Source organism: uncultured Campylobacter sp. (assembly GCF_938030685.1).
GTDB lineage: Bacteria > Campylobacterota > Campylobacteria > Campylobacterales > Campylobacteraceae > Campylobacter_B.
In genome coordinates, this window is the sequence record NZ_CALHHX010000163.1 from 1 (window position 1) to 17,285 (window position 17,285).

Below are 17,285 nucleotides of genomic sequence, written 5' to 3' on the forward strand. Positions count from 1 at the left end.
ATGAAAACCATAGCGTTGCAAAATACAGACGATAGCTATGAAAATGCCGCAATTATGGCTCTTGTCAAGCATTTGATGGAGATTATAAAGGGTTTTTAGTGGCTCAAGGGCTTTGCATTGCAAACTAAACTGCAGTAAAATTTTAAAGCACGACTGGCGGGCGTATGTGGCGGTTCGCATGATCTAAACCATCATAAATAGTTTTCGGCGTCTTGCGGGTTTCTAAAACGCGGAATTTACAAAAACAGCTGCAAATTTACGCGGTAAATTAAAGTGCAGTTTCGTAGAAATTAAGAAATCAATTTAAATTGCAAATGGTAGTTTTGCTGAGACAAATTCTGCTTCCTTGCAGTCAAATTCTGCGTTATAACCCAATTTTAAATGCTATAAAATTGAAATTCTGCGGTACAAAGCACTTGTTTATAGGCTATGAGCGCAGCCTCTTTTGCAAAGCCTTTATGTTTCTGCCCTGTTAAAATAGTACTGCGTGTTTTGCGTAATCTATCTTATAAGCCTTTTTAAGCTCATCCAAAAACCGCTCGCGGCTAAAAACAAAAATGAAAGCGAAGATAGGCAAAATATAAGCTTGCCGATCTGCCCGAAAATTTCGCCCGAATGAATATCTAAAACCGCCGTGCGTATCGTCATAAAAAGCGGCATTTGCGCTTTCATATCGGCAAATTTAACGTCCCTTAAAATTTCGCCGCTCGTAGCATCGATCGTGATCCTATTAAATTCATCGCTCTCGTCGCTTGCAATCCCGTATATCGCGCTATATACTCCGTCTTTTGGATTAAGCATTATGTTAAAAAATTTAAAATTTTCGCCGTATTTTTGGGTAAAAATTTTAAACATCGCGTCGATCTCCCGTAGTTTGCTTGTATCCTTAAACCCAGACTTTTGGCTAGGTTCAAATTTTTCAGCTTTATAAATTTGCTCCTCGCCCAAAATTTTATTCGTTAGTCTTGCTAACCAGTCATAAGAAAAATATAGCCCGCTCGCGCTTATAGCAAAAAGTATTACAGCCGCATAGATGCCCGTGCATCCGTGGATCTGATAAAGTAGCGCGTAGCCGCGAACTTTGAAGTTGATCTTCAGCGCTTTTGTAAGCTTGCATCTAAAAAACGGATAATAGATCAAAATCCCGCTTAGCAAAAGCAAAATGAGCCCTAGCGTGCTAAGTGCCACGATTTGCCTGCCGATCTCGCGAGCCCCCTCGCCAAAGGCAAGCTCAAAGCCTAGATTTGTATGTAGGCTTAGCACAACGTTCATTATCCTCTCTTCATAGTTCTCGCCGACGATTTGTCCGTCATAAGGGCTCAAAAGATACGCTCTTGCTCGTCCTTTGCCGTCTTTGCCCGCGACTTCGATGCTTGCGCCGCCGTCTTTTATGCCGATTAGCTCCGGCGTGAAGCTACTTTGCTTCTCGCCGAAAATTTTTAAAATTTCAGAAATTTTTAGGCGAGGCGCATCTTTTTGGACGGCGAAAGACTGCCGCTCGTTAATCGCGTCAAAAATTTCATCGTGATACGAGATGAAACAGCCCGACAAGGCGACTACGAGCAGTGGTAGTGCACAAAGCAGAGACAAAATTAAATGGACGTTGAACCAAAAGTTTTTCTTTAAAACTCTCCTCATCGTTCAAATTTCATCTTTAAATTTTGCTCGAATTAAAAATTTACGTTGAAGCCGAGCTGAAATTTACGACCCTCAGCTATGAGGTATCTGGTAGGGTGTTCGTCTATGAATTTCTCATCAAACAGATTGTAAACGCTAAAATTTATGCTTGCGTTTTTAGTGATTTTGTAATTCATCCCTACGTCGGTAACGGCGTAACCCTTAGTTTTTACGTAAACGCCGTTTTTGACCCTGCTCATATAATTCATCTGAGCCCAGAGGTTTAGGTCTTTACTAAGGTCGTAATCAAGTCCCGTTTTTATCATATAGCGCGGGGTGTCGGTCAGCGCTTTGCCCTCGTTTTCGCCTGATTTTTGTTTTGATTTAGCATAGGTATAGTTTGCGTGAAATGCTAAATTTGATAAAATTTTCCACTCGCCGCTAAGCTCAAGTCCGTCTATGGAGGCTCTGCCGACATTTACGTTTTCATAAATTCCAAAATAGGTTTTGCCTTGATAAACACAAGTCCAAGTAGCGGGATTATTAAAATCCGCTCCCGATCCCCAGCCGCCGCATCTTACGACGCTATCGATCTTGTCTTTGAAGTCGGTGTGAAAAACGGTCGCCGAAAGGCTTAGATTATCGTTATTGTCATACATCGTTCCGACCTCGTAATTTACGCTAGTTTCGGGCTTGAGGCTGCTTCGCCCCAGTCTGATACCGCGTCCGTGATTTATCGGAATTTTTAGCCCTTCGGATCTATCGTCGATATTAGGCGTCGTATAGCCCGCCGATACGCCTCCCTTAAACGATAAATTTTCATTTAGATGATAAACGATGTAGCCGCGCGGCGCAAAGTGTCCGCCGTAGTCTTTGTCGTAGTTGTATCTTAAGCCCGCAGTCAGTGCAAGCGCGTCCGTGACATAAAAATTATCCTCTCCAAATACCGACACATCCCATCTTTTTAGATGCGCATCATCGCTAAAGCCCGGCTCATTTTGTGATGAATCCAGCTTCTCATGGCGATACTGCGCGCCGAGCGTTAAGGTATTTGAGTCAAAAAGATACGAGCCTTGAGTATTAAATATCGTAGATCTTAGCCTGATGTCGCTTGCGGCTTGATCGGAAAAGGTTTTTGTAACCTCGTGCGATAGATAGGTATCGGTTAGAAATTTATCGTATCTTCCGCTATGCGAGAGCGAAATTTGATCGTCTTTGTCGTCTTCGTGAGTGTTATATCCTAGATACGCCGTTTTGCCTAGAGTTCTTGAGGTCAAGTTTTTAGTGTGTTTGTAATCAAGCGCGAGATCGTCGTTCTCGGTAGGCTTATACATAAGCTTCGCACCGAAATTCTTATCCGCGTCTTTTGGATTGCCGTAGTCTTTGGCGTCTTCAAATTTATGAAAATATCGCCCGTAAAGCGAAATTCCGAGTGCGTCTGGCACTATCGCGCCGCTTGCATAAAATCCAGTAGAGTAGCCATTGCCTATGTCTTTGTGCTGCGCGATGTCGTAGTAGCCGTTTATATTGGCGCTAGGTTCATTAGAAAAGCCCTTGGTGATGATGTTTATCACGCCACCCATAGCGTCGGTACCGTATAGAGAACTCATCGGTCCGCGGATGACTTCCACGCGGGCGATAGCATTTGCGGGCGGGATGAAGCTTTGGATGCTTCCTTGTGAGCCGAAACCCGGAAATGCGCTCTCGCTGGAAACAGGACGACCGTCGATTAAAATTTTAGTATATTTTGAATCCATACCACGCATTCTGATATCGCTTTTGCCCTTCATTGAGCTAAATCTAGGCGCGGAATATACGCCGGGTATATCCTTTACGATGTCGGCTACGTCTTTGTGATTTCTCTTTTCGATCTCTTTTTGAGGTATTACCGAGATCGACGCCGGCGCTTCTTTGATATCTTGCTCAAAGGCGGTGGCGCTTACGACGATCTCTCCTAAATCGGCCTCTTGCCCCCCCCCATAGTTGTGCGGTCAAAATCGAAACTGCCACGAGCGATAAATGCAAACTGCGCATTATTATGTCCTTTTGATAAAATTTTGCGAATGAAATTCACGGACGAAATTATAGCTCCGAAAAGATTAAATATTTATGAAATATTAAAAGGCGTTATCGCTATCAAGCATATTTGATTCTCCCGTGCAATCGCTATTTATAGGCATTGATGAATAAAATTTTATTTGCTCTTGGCGGTTTAAAGAGCGAATGAGAAATTTAAAGGCGCAATGAGCTTTAAAAATTTACGCCGCGTTGTAAATATCAAAATTTAAATGCAGTGAGCTCGGGATATCTGTCATTAGTGTGCGCCGTGGGTTTTTGCAGAGAAATTTAATGAGACTTTGCGAAGCGTAGCCGATGTGCACAGAAGCGAACCGCAATTAAATTTTTACGGCGAATTTAAAGCAGCGTATTTTTAATACTAATTTTTCAAGCGTTAAAATGCGGCTTGCAGCGGTTAGTGCGGTAAATTTACTTCGCGGTTGCAGTTAAATTTTTCCGCCACGCGGAGTAAATGTCGCGCATAAATTGAATTCGCCGCCTAGAAGCTAAATTTCGCGTCGCAGTTAAATATCTCTGTTCGCAATAGTCAAATCACAGCGAGCTCAACGCTGCAAATTTAGAGCCCGCAGGCGTAAGCGCTTCACTTGCGGTTGAGCCGAGATCTCTTATTATAAGACACCTATTGTTCGCATTCCCGCGCCCGTCTAAGACAAGCCACGCCGCATTTTAAATTTTAAAATTTTATTTGAATAAGCTGTTCACGCTCTCGTCGTGATATACGCGTCTGATGACCTCGCCGAAAAGCGGAGCGACGCTGATTACCTTGATGCGGTCGCTTTCTTGCTTTAGCGGGATCGTGTCGGTCACGACGAGGCCGTCCAGCGCGCCGCTTTCGATGCGCTCGTATGCCGGGCCGCTTAGTACGGCATGCGTACAAAACGCACTGACGCTCTTTGCGCTCTGTTCTTTAAATGCGCCCGCGGCCTTGACGATGGTGCCCGCGGTATCGATCATATCGTCGATTAGGATCACGTCCTTGCCCGCGACGTCGCCGATGATATTCATCACTTCGCTTTTGTTCGCCTCCTCGCGGCGCTTATCGACGATCACCAGATCGAGCGAGAGCTTTTTAGCGAAGCTTCTGGCGCGCGCGACGCCGCCAACGTCGGGGCTAGCAATGATCGGATTTTTTAAATTTTTCTCTTTCAGGTAGTCCAAAAATATCAGCGAGCCGTAGAGGTTATCGACCGGCACGTCGAAAAAGCCCTGTATCTGCCCCGCGTGCAGATCCATCGTGACGACGCGGTCGATTCCCGCCGTCTGCATCATATTTGCCACGAGCTTCGCGCTGATCGGCACGCGCGGGGCTGCTTTGCGGTCTTGGCGAGCGTAGCCGAAGTAGGGCACTACCGCCGTGATCGAGCTCGCGCTGGAGCGCTTAAGCGCATCGGTTAGGATCAAAAGCTCCATTAGGTTGGAATTCGTCGGCGCGCATGTAGGCTGGATGACGAAGACGTCCTTACCGCGCACGCTCTCGCCGATCTGGACGCTGATTTCGCCGTCGCTGAAGGTTTTGATCGCGCACTCGCTAAGCGGCAGCGAGAGATATTTGGAGATTTTTTTGGCAAATTCGGGATTTGCGGTGCCGGAGAAAATTTTATATCCGCGCATTTTGATGACCTTTGGATTGAAATTTGCTCGAATTCTACACCAAAAGCGCTAAATTTTAGCTAATTCGCTCGCCGCGCTCGCGTAAAATTCATAAGCGTGCATCGCGAACCGCAGCCAGTTTGCGAGATAAATTCTTTAAAATTTCAGGGCGGCTCGGCTTGCCGCGGTCTTATTCTGGCGAAATTTGGCTTTGACTTACGGCGCCCGCGAGCGATCGGCGCCCGCGTTTTTGTACGAGCAGCCGCGCAGATTGCGGGCAAAATCGTATCGCAAAGTTTTATGAAAGTTTAAGAGAGCGCATCAAAACGAGGGCGCGGTATGGCTAAAGTCGTATTGCGTAGGCGTCGATGAGCGCGGAATTTTATATTTGCAATACAGACGCGCAAAATTTTATTTTTAGAGCTGCAGAGAGCGCGCGTAAATTTAGATTTTGAGCTCGCACGGGACAGACTGCGCGGATACCTGCGGCGCGCTAAATTTAGACTGTCGCGGCGTATGAATTTTTAGATCGCCAGCGCGGTTAAATTTAAAGCGCGCTTTGACGATCAAATTTAAAGCTCGGCTTTTAAAACCTGTCCGCGCGCCGCGAAATTTTAAAATTTATCGCGCGACTTTGGTCTGTCACGTAAATTTAGACACCGCCCTTGCGCGCTTAAATTTTAAAATCGCGCAGGCTAGCTTCGTCGCGTAAATTTCGATATCGTTTTTACTTGCTTAAATTTTAAAATGGCGCGGCGCGGAGATAAATTTAATCCGCAGTGAGCGCTATTCTGTGATTTTGGTGGGCTCGCCGAATAGCCTATTTATCTCGGAGATCAAAATTTCCTTGCCGTCCTGCGCGCCGTTTGCGAGCTCGGCGAGGCCTGCCTTGGCGGCGTGCACGCTCTTACTCGTATCGCGGGGCTTTACGGCGTAGTTTTGCGGATCGGTAGATCTTAACAGATCATCCTTAGGCGGCTGTTTTTTGCCCTCGCCGCTAGTGCCGTTTTCTTTCGGTTTTGCTACTTTCGGCGCGGAATTTTTTTCAGAATTTTCGCTGCTTGAAATTTCATCCCGCGCGGAGCTTTCGGCATTTATCGCGCCCGTCTCGGAATTTTGCGTGCCGCTTGTCGTAACGCTAGAATTTTCAAGCGGTTTTGCCGTGCTGCCTGCCCCGTCTTTTGCTTTGCCATTCGCTGTGCTATCTACGTTACTAGAGGCGGAATTTTCCGCGCTGTTTTGCGCAGAATTTTCCTGCTTCTGCGGCGCGCCTTGTTCAATTTTGATTTTTGCGCCCTCGCCGAAAAGCGATTTTAGCACGCTATTTATCGCTCGTGAGCCCTTGCGTAGGTACTCTCTGTCCTGCCCCTGCGCGCGCGAGAGCAGATACAGCGTGCCGCGCTCGAGCTTTAAAAATTCCACGCACTTGCTAAATTTCTCGCCCAGATCGTAATCGCGGTCGTAAATTTTAGCTAGAAAATTCTCGTAAATTTCATTTTGAGCGCCCGTTTTGACGGACGGGCTAGAATTTTTAGTCTGCGCCGCCGCGCTCGGTTTAATCTCGCCGCCTGCGTCAGGGCTTTGTTTTGCCGCACCGAAGTTTTGCGCAGGGCTTGCGGGACGTTTTGCGCTTGCCGTAAAGCTAGGCACGCCGCTTGTCGCGCTACTCTGGTCGCTCGGTGCAAAAGCCGCGCCGTCCGGCTCGCTATTTGGCGCAAAATTCGCGCTTTGTTTGGAATTTGACCTAAAATTCGGCGCAGAGTTTTGCACGTTTAAATTAGGCGCCGAAGCGGAAGGATAGCCCTCGCCTTGATCCAGCGATCTGCCAACCTCGATCAGCTCGTCGATTTCGCGCAGATTGACCGCCTCCATCATCATAAAAATCATCATAGAAATTGCGTAGGTGTTGTCGGGGCTGATGGCGAGCATACTCTTAGCGCCCGCTAAAATGCGGAAAAACCGCTCATACATCAGCAGGCTAAATTTCGCGTCTCGGCGCAGGAATTTATCCTTTAAATTTGCGATCATCTCGTCGATTATCGTCTCGGCATTGTAGTTTTCGACCTCTTTGATGATCTCGATCGCGCCCGCGCGGTCCTGGCGCAGCACGACGTCTAAAATTTCGCCTATTTTGGCGGGATCGAGCAAGCCCAGCATATCGGCGATCGCGTGCTGCGTGATGCCTTCGCGGCTAAAGATAATCGCTTGATCGAGGAGCGTGAGCGTGTCTCGTAGCGAGCCCGAGCCGCTGCGCGCTAGAATTTCAAGCGCGCCCTCTTCGTAAGCGATGTTTTCGGTTTTTAAAATTTGCTCTAGGTGCGCTACGACGGCGCTTTTAGCGATCGGCTTAAAGCGAAAGTGCTGCGTGCGCGATAGCACGGTGACTGGAAGCTTGAGCGGATCGGTCGTCGCAAGGATAAATTTTACGTAGCTAGGCGGCTCCTCAAGCGTCTTTAAAAGCGCGTTGGAGGCCTCTTTGGTGAGCATATGCACTTCGTCGATGATGAAAATTTTAAAGCGCGCGCTTGCGGGATGATACTTCGTCTGCTCGATGAGCTCGCGGATATCGTCGATCTTGCGGTGGCTGGCGGCGTCCATCTCGATGATGTCGATGTGGCGCCCCTCGTTTGCCATTACGCAGTTATCGCAGATCTCGCACGGCTTGCCGGTAGGGCCTTTATCGCATAAAAGCGCTTTGGCAAAAATCCTAGCCGTCGAGGTTTTGCCGCTGCCGCGAAGTCCGCTGAAAAGATATGCGTGGCTCAGCCTGCCCGAATCCAGCGCGTGTGCGAGGCTTTTGGCGACGGCGTCTTGACCGATGAGCTGCTCGAAGCTTTTGGGTCTGTATTTTAAAGCGAGTGCTTGCAAAATTTCTCCTTTGATCTTGCAATGATACAAAAAAATCTATAAATTTTAAATTTAGTGCTACAATGCGCCCGAATTTCAGAAAAAGGATCAAAATGAAAAAATTTTTAATCGGCGTATTCGCGCTATTTTTTGTCGCCTGCTCGCAAACCAGCAGCGTCATCAGCTTAAATCCGTATCTTTCTAAGGCCGATCAGACCGTAAGCGGCAAGTCGGTAAATATCAACGCGATCAACGATCAGCGCGAAAATCAGATGGTAATCGCCGTTATAAACGACAACGACGGCAAACTCGTCGATGAAGTGCTTTTAAAAAACAATCTCTCGGCGTGGTTCGACAAGGCTTTGCGCGCGGAGCTTGAGGCTCGCGGCGTAAGGATCGATCCTGCAAGCCCGAATATCGTAACCGTAAATATCAGAAGTATCTCGGCGGCGATCAACGGCTACTCAAAGGAAAATATGAGCGCAAGAGGCGAGATCGCGATTTCTATCGTGCAGGGCAACAAAACTACGACCAAGCGCGTTTCGCAGGATCAGAGCCAATTTACCGCGCTTCGTACGGCTAGATCGCTTAATCCTTTCGTGCAAAGCTTGCTTGGCGACATCGTCAAAAAATCCGCCGATCAAATCATCTTGACGCTTTAGATGCGCTGCGTAAATTGCGGCGCGTTTAGCCTGCGCACGATCTGCGCCGCCTGCGCCGCAAATTTAGCCGAATGCCGCCTAGGTATGCGGCAGGTGGAGGGCTTTAGCGTATTTTATTACTACGGTTACTCCGAAATTCGAGAGCTTATACTTTCTAAACATCACGAATACGGCGCTGCGGTGCTTGCGCGCATAGCTTCTTTAAGCCTAGCGAAATTCCCGCTTCATCTGCAGCGCGAAATTTCTGCAAATCCGCAAAACTACGAAGCGTTTAAAACGGACGGAATTTTTAAATTTAACGCCGTGCCGCTGGATGATGACGCTCGCAGCGGCTATTCGCACACGGCGATCTTAGCTCGCGCGCTAAAAAGCGAACTGATTGAGCCGAAATTTCACTGCCTGCGCGCGCAAAACCGCGTCAAATACACGGGGCAGAGTTTGGAATTTCGCCTAAAACACAAGCGAAATTTTAAAATTTTAACCCCGCCGCAATTCCCCGTGATCCTAGTAGACGACATCATCACCTCGGGTCTTAGCATGCTGCAAGCACGCGAGAGCTTGATCGATGGCGGCTTTATGCCCGTGTGCGGCTTGGTTTTAGCTAATGCAAAAGAATAATTCGCTATAATCGCGCTTTAAAATTTAAAAGGATATTTATGCAATCAAATATGTTTGAAAATCAGGAGATCATCGATATCGACGTCGAAGAATCGATCAAGACGAGCTATCTTGATTACTCGATGAGCGTTATCATCGGTCGTGCGCTGCCGGACGCCAGAGACGGCCTAAAGCCGGTGCATAGGCGAATTTTATACGCGATGAACGATCTTGGCGTGGGCTCTCGCCAGCCTTACAAAAAATCCGCTCGTATCGTAGGCGACGTCATCGGTAAATACCATCCGCACGGCGATATCGCCGTTTATGATGCGCTCGTGCGAATGGCGCAGAGCTTTTCGATGAGAATTCCTTCCGTCGACGGGCAGGGCAACTTCGGATCGATCGACGGCGACGGCGCGGCGGCGATGAGATATACCGAAGCGCGTATGACGCCGCTAGCCGAGGAGCTGCTAAAAGACCTGGATAAAGAGACGGTCGATTTTGTACCGAACTATGACGAGAGCCTAAATGAGCCCGATGTCTTGCCTGCGCGCGTGCCGAATTTGCTGCTTAACGGCTCGAGCGGAATCGCCGTGGGAATGGCGACGAATATCCCGCCGCACAGCCTAGATGAGCTCGTAGGCGGTCTTTTGATACTGCTTGAGAATAAAAACGCAAGCCTAGAGGAGATTATGGGCGAGATCAAGGGCCCCGATTTTCCGACCGGCGGCATAATCTACGGCAAAAAAGGGATCATCGAGGCGTATAAAACGGGCAGAGGGCGCGTTAAAATTCGCGCTAAAACCCATATCGAAAAAAAATCAAATAAAGATGTCATCGTAATCGACGAGCTGCCGTATCAGACCAATAAAGCGCGCCTGATCGAGCAGATCGCAGATCTCGTAAAAGAAAAGCAGATCGAGGGCATCTCCGAGGTACGCGACGAGAGCGATCGCGACGGAATTCGCGTAGTAATCGAGCTTAAACGCGACGCGATGAGCGAGATCGTGCTGAATAATCTATTTAAGCAAACCACGATGGAGGCGACCTTCGGCGTGATAATGCTCGCAATCGACGGCAAAGAGCCGAAGATTTTCACGCTGATAGAGCTTTTGAAGCTGTTTTTGAACCACAGAAAAACCGTCATCATCCGCCGCACGATTTTTGAGCTTCAAAAAGCCCGCGCTAGAGCGCACATCTTGGAGGGTTTAAAGATCGCGCTAGATAATATCGACGAAGTGATTGACGTGATTAGAAACTCCGCCGACACCAACGTCGCGCGCGAAAATTTAATGAGCAGATTCGGCCTTAGCGAGGCGCAATCGGGCGCGATTTTGGATATGAGGCTAAGTCGCTTAACGGGACTTGAGCGCGAAAAGATCGAGGAGGAGCTAAAAGAAATTTTAGCCGAGATAAAGCGGCTTGACGCGATCCTAAAGAGCGAGGAGCTGATCGAGGGGATCATCAAAGATGAGCTTTTGGAGATCAAGGATAAATTCAAATGCCCGCGCATCACCGAAATCGTCGATGACTACGAGGATATCGACATCGAAGATTTAATCGCGAATGAAAATATGGTCGTTACGATCACTCACCGCGGCTACATCAAGCGCGTGCCTAGCAAGACTTACGAGAAGCAAAAGCGTGGCGGCAAGGGGCGCGTGGCGGTCACGACGTATGATGATGATTTCATCGAGAGCTTTTTTACGTCCAACACCCACGATACGCTTATGTTTATCACCGACCGCGGGCAGCTTTACTGGCTTAAAGTCTATAAAATCCCGGAGGGCTCACGCACCGCAAAGGGCAAGGCGGTAGTAAATTTAATCCAGCTCGGCGCGGACGAAAAGATAATGGCGATCATCCCTACGACCGATTTTGATCCGAGCAAGTCGCTCGTATTTTTCACTCGCAACGGTATCGTGAAACGCACGAATTTAAGCGAGTTTAAAAATATCCGATCGCTCGGTATCCGCGCTATCAGCCTAGATGAGGACGATACTCTAGTAACCGCTCTCATCGCTCCAAATAGCGCCGAGGAGATGCAAAATTACAAAGGAGGCGCTCTAAGCGGCGACGATCTGGACGGCGGCGATGCTGAGGAAATTCTAGAGCAGACCGAGCAGGATATTTTAGAAGGAAGCGAGAATGAAATTTCAGATGAAATTTCGCAAGACGAGGGCGCACAAGACGGCGAGCCGCAAAGCGCCAACGAAAATATGCTCTTCATCGCTACGAAAAAGGGAATGTGTCTTAAATTTAATCTAAATAAAATTCGCCAAATGGGGCGCATCGCTCGCGGCGTAAAGGGTATTAAATTTAAAGAAAAAGGCGACGAGGTCATCGGCGCCGCGTTTATTTTAAGCGATATGCAAGAAATTTTAAGCGTGAGCCAAAAGGGTATCGGCAAGCGCACGACCGCAAGCGAGTATCGTCTAACAAACCGCGGCGGCAAGGGCGTCATCTGCATGAAGCTCACCAACCGCACGGGCGAGCTCATCGGCGTCGTGATGGTAGATGAGGAGATGGATCTTATGGCGCTAACCACCAGCGGCAAGATGATCCGCGTCGATATGCAAAGCATCCGCAAAGCGGGCCGCAACACCAGCGGCGTCATCGTCGTAAATGTCGAGGGCGACGACGTCGTGAGCATCGCGACCTGCCCGAAAGCCGAGGAGGGCGACGAGGGCGAAGCGGACGAGCTTGTGCAGGATGAAAATTTATTAAATTCAAATTTAGATAGCAAAGATTCGCAGAGCGAGGGCCCTAGCGATGAAATTTTAAAAGGAGGAGAGGATGAGTAGTTACAATATCGCCATCGTAGGCGCTACCGGCGCCGTAGGCGAGGAGATTTTGCGCGTCTTAGACGAGATGAACTTCCCCGTAAAGGACATACTGCCGCTTGCAAGCGCAAAGAGCGCGGGCGAGAAGGTGGAATTCCGCGGCAAGGAATACGTCGTGAGGGAGCTAACAGACAGCACCTTCGACGAAAACGAGATAGACATCGCGTTTTTTAGCGCGGGCGGCTCCATTTCGGCGCACTACGTGCCATTTGCTGCGACAAGCGGCGCGGTGGTGATCGACAACACTAGCCACTTTCGCATGCAAGAAAATGTCCCGCTTGTAGTGCCCGAGTGTAATCCTCAGGATATAAAGCTATGGGAAGAGACGGGCATCATTGCCAATCCAAACTGCTCGACCATCCAGATGGTTCAAATTTTAAAGCCGCTTGATGACGCGTTTGAAATAGAGCGCGTGGACGTAAGCACCTACCAAGCCGCCAGCGGCGCAGGCAAAGAGGGCATGGAAGAGCTCGTATTTCAGCTGCAGAAATTTTTTGAATTTAAGCTTGATGAGTGCAAACCTAAAGTTTTCGCACACCAGCTAGCATTTAACGTCATCCCGCACATCGATGTATTTTTGGACAACGACTACACCAAAGAAGAGATGAAGATGGTGAACGAAACGCAGAAAATTTTGCATAAAAACTTCGCCGTTTCGGCTACTTGCGTGCGCGTGCCGGTGCTGCGCAGCCACAGCGAGGCGATCACGATAAAATTTAAAAAGGATTTCGAGATTAGCCGCGTGCGCGAAATTTTAAGAAACGCGCCTAGTATCGTGCTCGTAGACGATCCGAGCAAAAAGCAATACCCGATGCCGCTGCTTTCGAGCGATACGAACGAAACCTACGTCGGCAGGCTTCGCAGAGACAATTTCGACGATAAAATTCTGCATCTTTGGTGCAGCGCCGATCAGATCCGCGTCGGAGCGGCTACGAACGCTGTGCGCATCGCGCTTCGCTGGATCGATATGCAGCAAGACAAGTAAGATAAATTTAGCAGAGCTACCGAGACTTTGTACGCGGATGCTGTCGCGTGCGTGATTTCGGCGCCGAGGTCGCGAGAATAAAATTTGCAAATCAACCTAGTTAAAATTTAAGACCGCGAGCTGAAATTTTGCGCCTTTAATCGGGCGCAAAATTTAAATAGACTCAAACGAGTGCGTTTAAAAGAGATAAATTTACGCGATTGCAAACGAGTGTAAATTTAAACGGACGCTTCGGCATAGAGCGGCTTTTAAATTTATACATTCGTTTGCGGAGCGGCTAATCTCGAATTAAAATTTAAGGAAGAAATGAAAGCTATATTTGAAAAATTTTTGCTTTGTAGCAAGTCTCTAACGCTTCTGCCTGTTATTTTTTGTGTTGCGGCTAGTGCGACGATATTTGTGATGGCAAGCTACGAAATCGGCTCGGCGCTTTATAAAATCGTGGATTGTTTTCTAGCGCCGCAGAGCGAGCGAGCGCTTTATATTGGCATTTTAAGCGAAATAATAACGGCGATCGATCTGTATCTGGTCGCCATCGTGCTGCTAATCTTCGTATTTGGAATTTATGAGCTTTTTATTGACGAGTTTGTGGATCTAAATTTACAAGTTTTAAAGATCGCCTCGCTGGATGAGCTGAAGCACAAACTCGGCAGCGTCATCATAATGGTGCTCGTAGTGGATTTTTTCAAGCGAATTTTGCACACCGATTTTACTACCCCTTTGGATATGCTTTTGCTCGCAGGGGCTATCTTTGCGGTTTGTTTGGCTTTGTATATTTTGAGTAAATTTAAAGGATAAAAATGGTTTTCATCGACGCATGCTTCGGCAAAGAGACCCCATACACGCCCATTTGGATGATGCGCCAGGCGGGGCGCTACCTGCCGCAATATATGGCGGTGCGCGAGAGGGCGGGCGATTTTTTGAGCCTGTGCCGCGACTACCGCGCCGCGAGCGAGGTAACGATCCAGCCCGTGGAGATTTTGGGCGTCGATGCGGCGATCTTATTTAGCGATATTTTGGTCGTGCCGATGCAGATGGGGATGGATCTGCGCTTCGAAGCGGGCGAGGGGCCGAAATTTAGTGATCCGATCCGCTCCCAGGGCGATTTGGCGCGCCTTGATCCGCAAAAGGCCGCAGCGGAGCTCGGATATGTTTATGATACGATCTCGCTTACTCGCTCTCGCCTTGCCGCGGACAAAGCGCTCATTGGTTTTTGCGGCGCGCCGTGGACGATCGCTACCTATATGATCGAGGGCGGCGGCAGCAAAAATTACGCCGTTTGCAAAAGGATGCTCTACGAAAATCCGCAGCTTCTGCATGAAATTTTGCGCCTCGTTACGGAGGCGACGAAGCTTTATCTGGCGCGCCAGATCGGCTCGGGCGTCGATGCGGTGCAGATATTCGACAGCTGGGCGGGCGCGCTGGAGCCGAGCGCATATGAGGAGTTTGGCTGGCGATACATCCTAGAAATCACGGAATTTTTAAAGGCGAAATTCCCGCATATCCCGCTCATTGTCTTTGCCAAGGGCACGGGCGCGCAGATGTCGCGGCTGAGCCGTATCGCGGCGCGGCGAGGCAAGGCGAGCTTTGACGTATGGGGCGTGGATTGGAGCACTCCGATTGAGCTTGCGCGCGAGCAGCTCGAGGGCAAATTTGCGCTTCAGGGCAATTTGGAGCCGATGCGGCTATATAATCGCGGCGCGATAGAATCGGGCGTGCGCGAGATTTTAGCGGCGATGAAGGGTGCCGCGCATATCTTTAATCTAGGCCATGGAATTTTGCCCGACGTAAGCGTGCAAAACGCCAAATATCTGGTGGATCTGGTGCACGAGCTAAGCGCGCGCTGAAACCTTATTTTGCGAGAGCCTGCTTGCAGCACGTCGTTGTGAAATTTCATAGAGTCGTAGTTTAAAATTTCGCTCGCCTGGGTCAGCCCGATTTGCTTCTGCGCGATTTTTTCCGCTGTCCATAAATTTTAAATTTTGCGTCGCTTTCACGCCGTCAAAACAGCGCGTAGAACGCAAAGCTCTAAATTTTAAAATTTAGCTGCAATTTGAAATTTTATGCCGAGCGAGGATCTGAAATTCTACGCGCTGTGTTCACGGCGACGTAGAATACCGAGAATTCGCGAGTTTAAATTGAGCTCGCGTCTTAAATTAATTTCGCACAGCCCCCTAAATTTAAGGATAAATTCAAAGCTCTAAGTTTAAAATTTCGCCGTAGCGGGGGCAGAGTGCGGAAGTGGAATTTCACATAAAAGCGGCGCCGAATTTTGGCGCGCGGAAGTTAAATTCCAAGTCATAAATTTGCTACGTAGAGTTTTCAAGGCTCGATTCAAAGCGTTATTGGCGCGAGGCTTAAGATCGGCGTAAATTTGCTACGTAGAATTTTAAAGCGGGATTTTCTAGCTAAATTTTTAAAAGCAAATTTCAGTAAAATTTCACGATGCGGAATTTCAAATTAAAATTTTGAAAATTAAATTCCGCAAAGTAAAATTTAAAGCAAAATTCTGCGCGCAAGCAAATCCCGCAAATCAAATCATGGAGCAAAAATGAGATATATTTTCGGGCCCGTCGCCTCGCGTAGGTTCGGGCGCAGCCTCGGTATCGATCTGAGCCCGCAGCGCAAGCAGTGCAACTTCAACTGCGTCTACTGCGAACTGGGCGCGGGCAAGCCCGTGAGCTCGATGAGCGAGCCCTGTGAGATCGGCCCGGTCATCGCTGAGCTGAAAACCGCGCTGCAAAGCCACGCGGGCATTGACGTCATCACGATCACGGCAAACGGCGAGCCTACGCTGCATCCGCGCTTTGCCGAGCTCGTGGATGCACTAAAGGCGCTGCACCTGCCGCAGAAGCTGCTCGTTTTGTCAAACGGCTCGCTCGTGCGCGAAAACAGCGCTGCTTTAATGAAGCTTGATATTTGCAAATTTTCGCTAGATAGCGCGCTTGCGAAGAGCTTTCGCAAGGTGGACGGCCCGCACGCGGGTATCGGTGCCGAGCAGATCGTAAGCGCGATCGCGGATTTTGCGCGCGAGTTTCGCGGCGAGCTTGATATCGAAATCCTAGTCGTGCGTGGCATCAACGACACGCAAGAGGACTTTGCGGCGCTAAATGCGGCTTTAGCTCGCATCAACCCGCACCGCGTCGATCTTGGCACGATCGATCGCCCGCCCGCATATCGCGTGCAGGGTGTGAGCGAGGCGCAGCTGCGCTATCTAGCCACTTTCATCGAAAATCAAAACGTAAATATCATCGCTGCGCCTAAATATGCAAGCGAGCGGCTGAGTTTTAGCGAGGATGAAATTTTGCGCACTCTCTCGCGCCGTCCGCAGCGCACTAGCGACGTGGAGGCGATGTTTGACGAGCCCAGCGCGCAGCTTTTAAAGCGCCTTGCGGGTGCGGGTAAGGTCGTTTTTGAGGACGGCTACTATAAAATCGCTAAGAAATAGCGGCGGAATTGCGAGGTAGAATTTCGTTTCGTAATTTAATGGCAAAATTTTATCGAGATTTCGCATGTGGAATTTTCGTCCAAATTTTTAATAGGTAAAATTTTATATAAATAAGCCACGATGAAAGAATAGGGCGCGTAATTTGGATTTAAAATTCTTCAAAAAATAAATTTAATTGGCGAAAATTCTAATGGCAAAAATGCGGGCACAAATGCTTCGGCTACAGAAAATTCCGATATCAAAAAATATAATTCTAAAAATCCCGCCTCGCAAAATTCTGGCAGCGAAGATCGGGGCGCTAAAAATTTAAGCGGCGAAAAACAAGGTGCCAAAAATTCGAGTGCGTAAAATTTGGCTCGCATGATGAAAAATAAAGCTACGTTAAAATTTAAAAATTTCACCGCTCGCTCGCGCTCTTTTTGGGTTCGCACAAAGCTCGCGCGAGCAGGTGCAACTCTTTGCTACTCATTCCCGCCGAAGCCGTTTGTCTCGAAAGATCAAGCATCGTCGCAAAACCGAGCGGAGTGGGTAAAAATTTAAAAAATCAAAATTTTAAAAGTCTAAATTTTAAAAACCAAAACGCTACGAGTACAAATTGCTAGGCGGGTGACTATATA

Annotated in this window: 11 protein-coding genes; 7 read left to right on the plus strand and 4 right to left on the minus strand. The window is 48.5% G+C overall.

Features of this window, described 5'->3' with window-relative positions:
- Positions 1-501: 501 nt before the first annotated feature.
- The 4 genes from Q0369_RS07225 to Q0369_RS07240 all read right to left on the minus strand — a co-directional run bounded on the left by Q0369_RS07225 (position 502) and on the right by Q0369_RS07240 (position 8,154).
- A complete protein-coding gene (locus Q0369_RS07225; protein WP_298097959.1) occupies positions 502-1,638 on the minus strand; it encodes a PepSY domain-containing protein in 1,137 nt (378 codons plus the stop codon).
- Between the two features lie 32 nt (positions 1,639-1,670).
- A complete protein-coding gene (locus tag Q0369_RS07230; RefSeq protein ID WP_367178989.1) occupies positions 1,671-3,566 on the minus strand; it encodes a TonB-dependent receptor in 1,896 nt (631 codons plus the stop codon).
- 811 nt (positions 3,567-4,377) lie between these two features.
- Positions 4,378-5,307: a ribose-phosphate pyrophosphokinase gene (locus Q0369_RS07235; protein ID WP_298097962.1), complete on the minus strand. Its 930-nt coding sequence runs from the start codon at positions 5,305-5,307 to the stop codon at positions 4,378-4,380.
- A gap of 765 nt (positions 5,308-6,072) precedes the next feature.
- Positions 6,073-8,154 carry a DNA polymerase III subunit gamma/tau gene (locus tag Q0369_RS07240; protein ID WP_298097964.1) on the minus strand — a complete coding sequence of 694 codons (2,082 nt, stop codon included), beginning with the start codon at positions 8,152-8,154 and terminating at the stop codon, positions 6,073-6,075.
- Positions 8,155-8,246: 92 nt separating this feature from the next.
- Between Q0369_RS07240 and Q0369_RS07245 the strand changes: the two genes are divergently transcribed.
- The 7 genes from Q0369_RS07245 to Q0369_RS07275 all read left to right on the plus strand — a co-directional run bounded on the left by Q0369_RS07245 (position 8,247) and on the right by Q0369_RS07275 (position 16,668).
- Complete coding sequence (locus tag Q0369_RS07245) at positions 8,247-8,795, plus strand: YajG family lipoprotein (protein WP_297949356.1); 549 nt, start codon at positions 8,247-8,249, stop codon at positions 8,793-8,795.
- A complete protein-coding gene (locus Q0369_RS07250; protein WP_297949358.1) occupies positions 8,796-9,413 on the plus strand; it encodes a ComF family protein in 618 nt (205 codons plus the stop codon).
- Positions 9,414-9,463: 50 nt separating this feature from the next.
- Positions 9,464-12,196, plus strand: coding sequence for a DNA gyrase subunit A (gyrA, locus tag Q0369_RS07255; protein WP_298097984.1), 2,733 nt, complete (start codon positions 9,464-9,466; stop codon positions 12,194-12,196).
- Positions 12,189-13,220, plus strand: a complete 1,032-nt coding sequence (locus tag Q0369_RS07260) for an aspartate-semialdehyde dehydrogenase (RefSeq protein WP_298097968.1) — start codon at positions 12,189-12,191, stop codon at positions 13,218-13,220. The genes gyrA and Q0369_RS07260 overlap by 8 nt, the downstream gene beginning before the upstream one ends.
- A gap of 306 nt (positions 13,221-13,526) precedes the next feature.
- Complete coding sequence (locus Q0369_RS07265) at positions 13,527-14,018, plus strand: YqhA family protein (RefSeq protein ID WP_297941488.1); 492 nt, start codon at positions 13,527-13,529, stop codon at positions 14,016-14,018.
- Between the two features lie 2 nt (positions 14,019-14,020).
- A complete protein-coding gene (gene hemE, locus Q0369_RS07270) occupies positions 14,021-15,067 on the plus strand; it encodes a uroporphyrinogen decarboxylase (RefSeq protein ID WP_298097974.1) in 1,047 nt (348 codons plus the stop codon).
- Positions 15,068-15,771: 704 nt separating this feature from the next.
- Positions 15,772-16,668: a radical SAM protein gene (locus tag Q0369_RS07275; protein ID WP_298097977.1), complete on the plus strand. Its 897-nt coding sequence runs from the start codon at positions 15,772-15,774 to the stop codon at positions 16,666-16,668.
- The last annotated feature ends 617 nt before the right edge of the window (positions 16,669-17,285 follow it).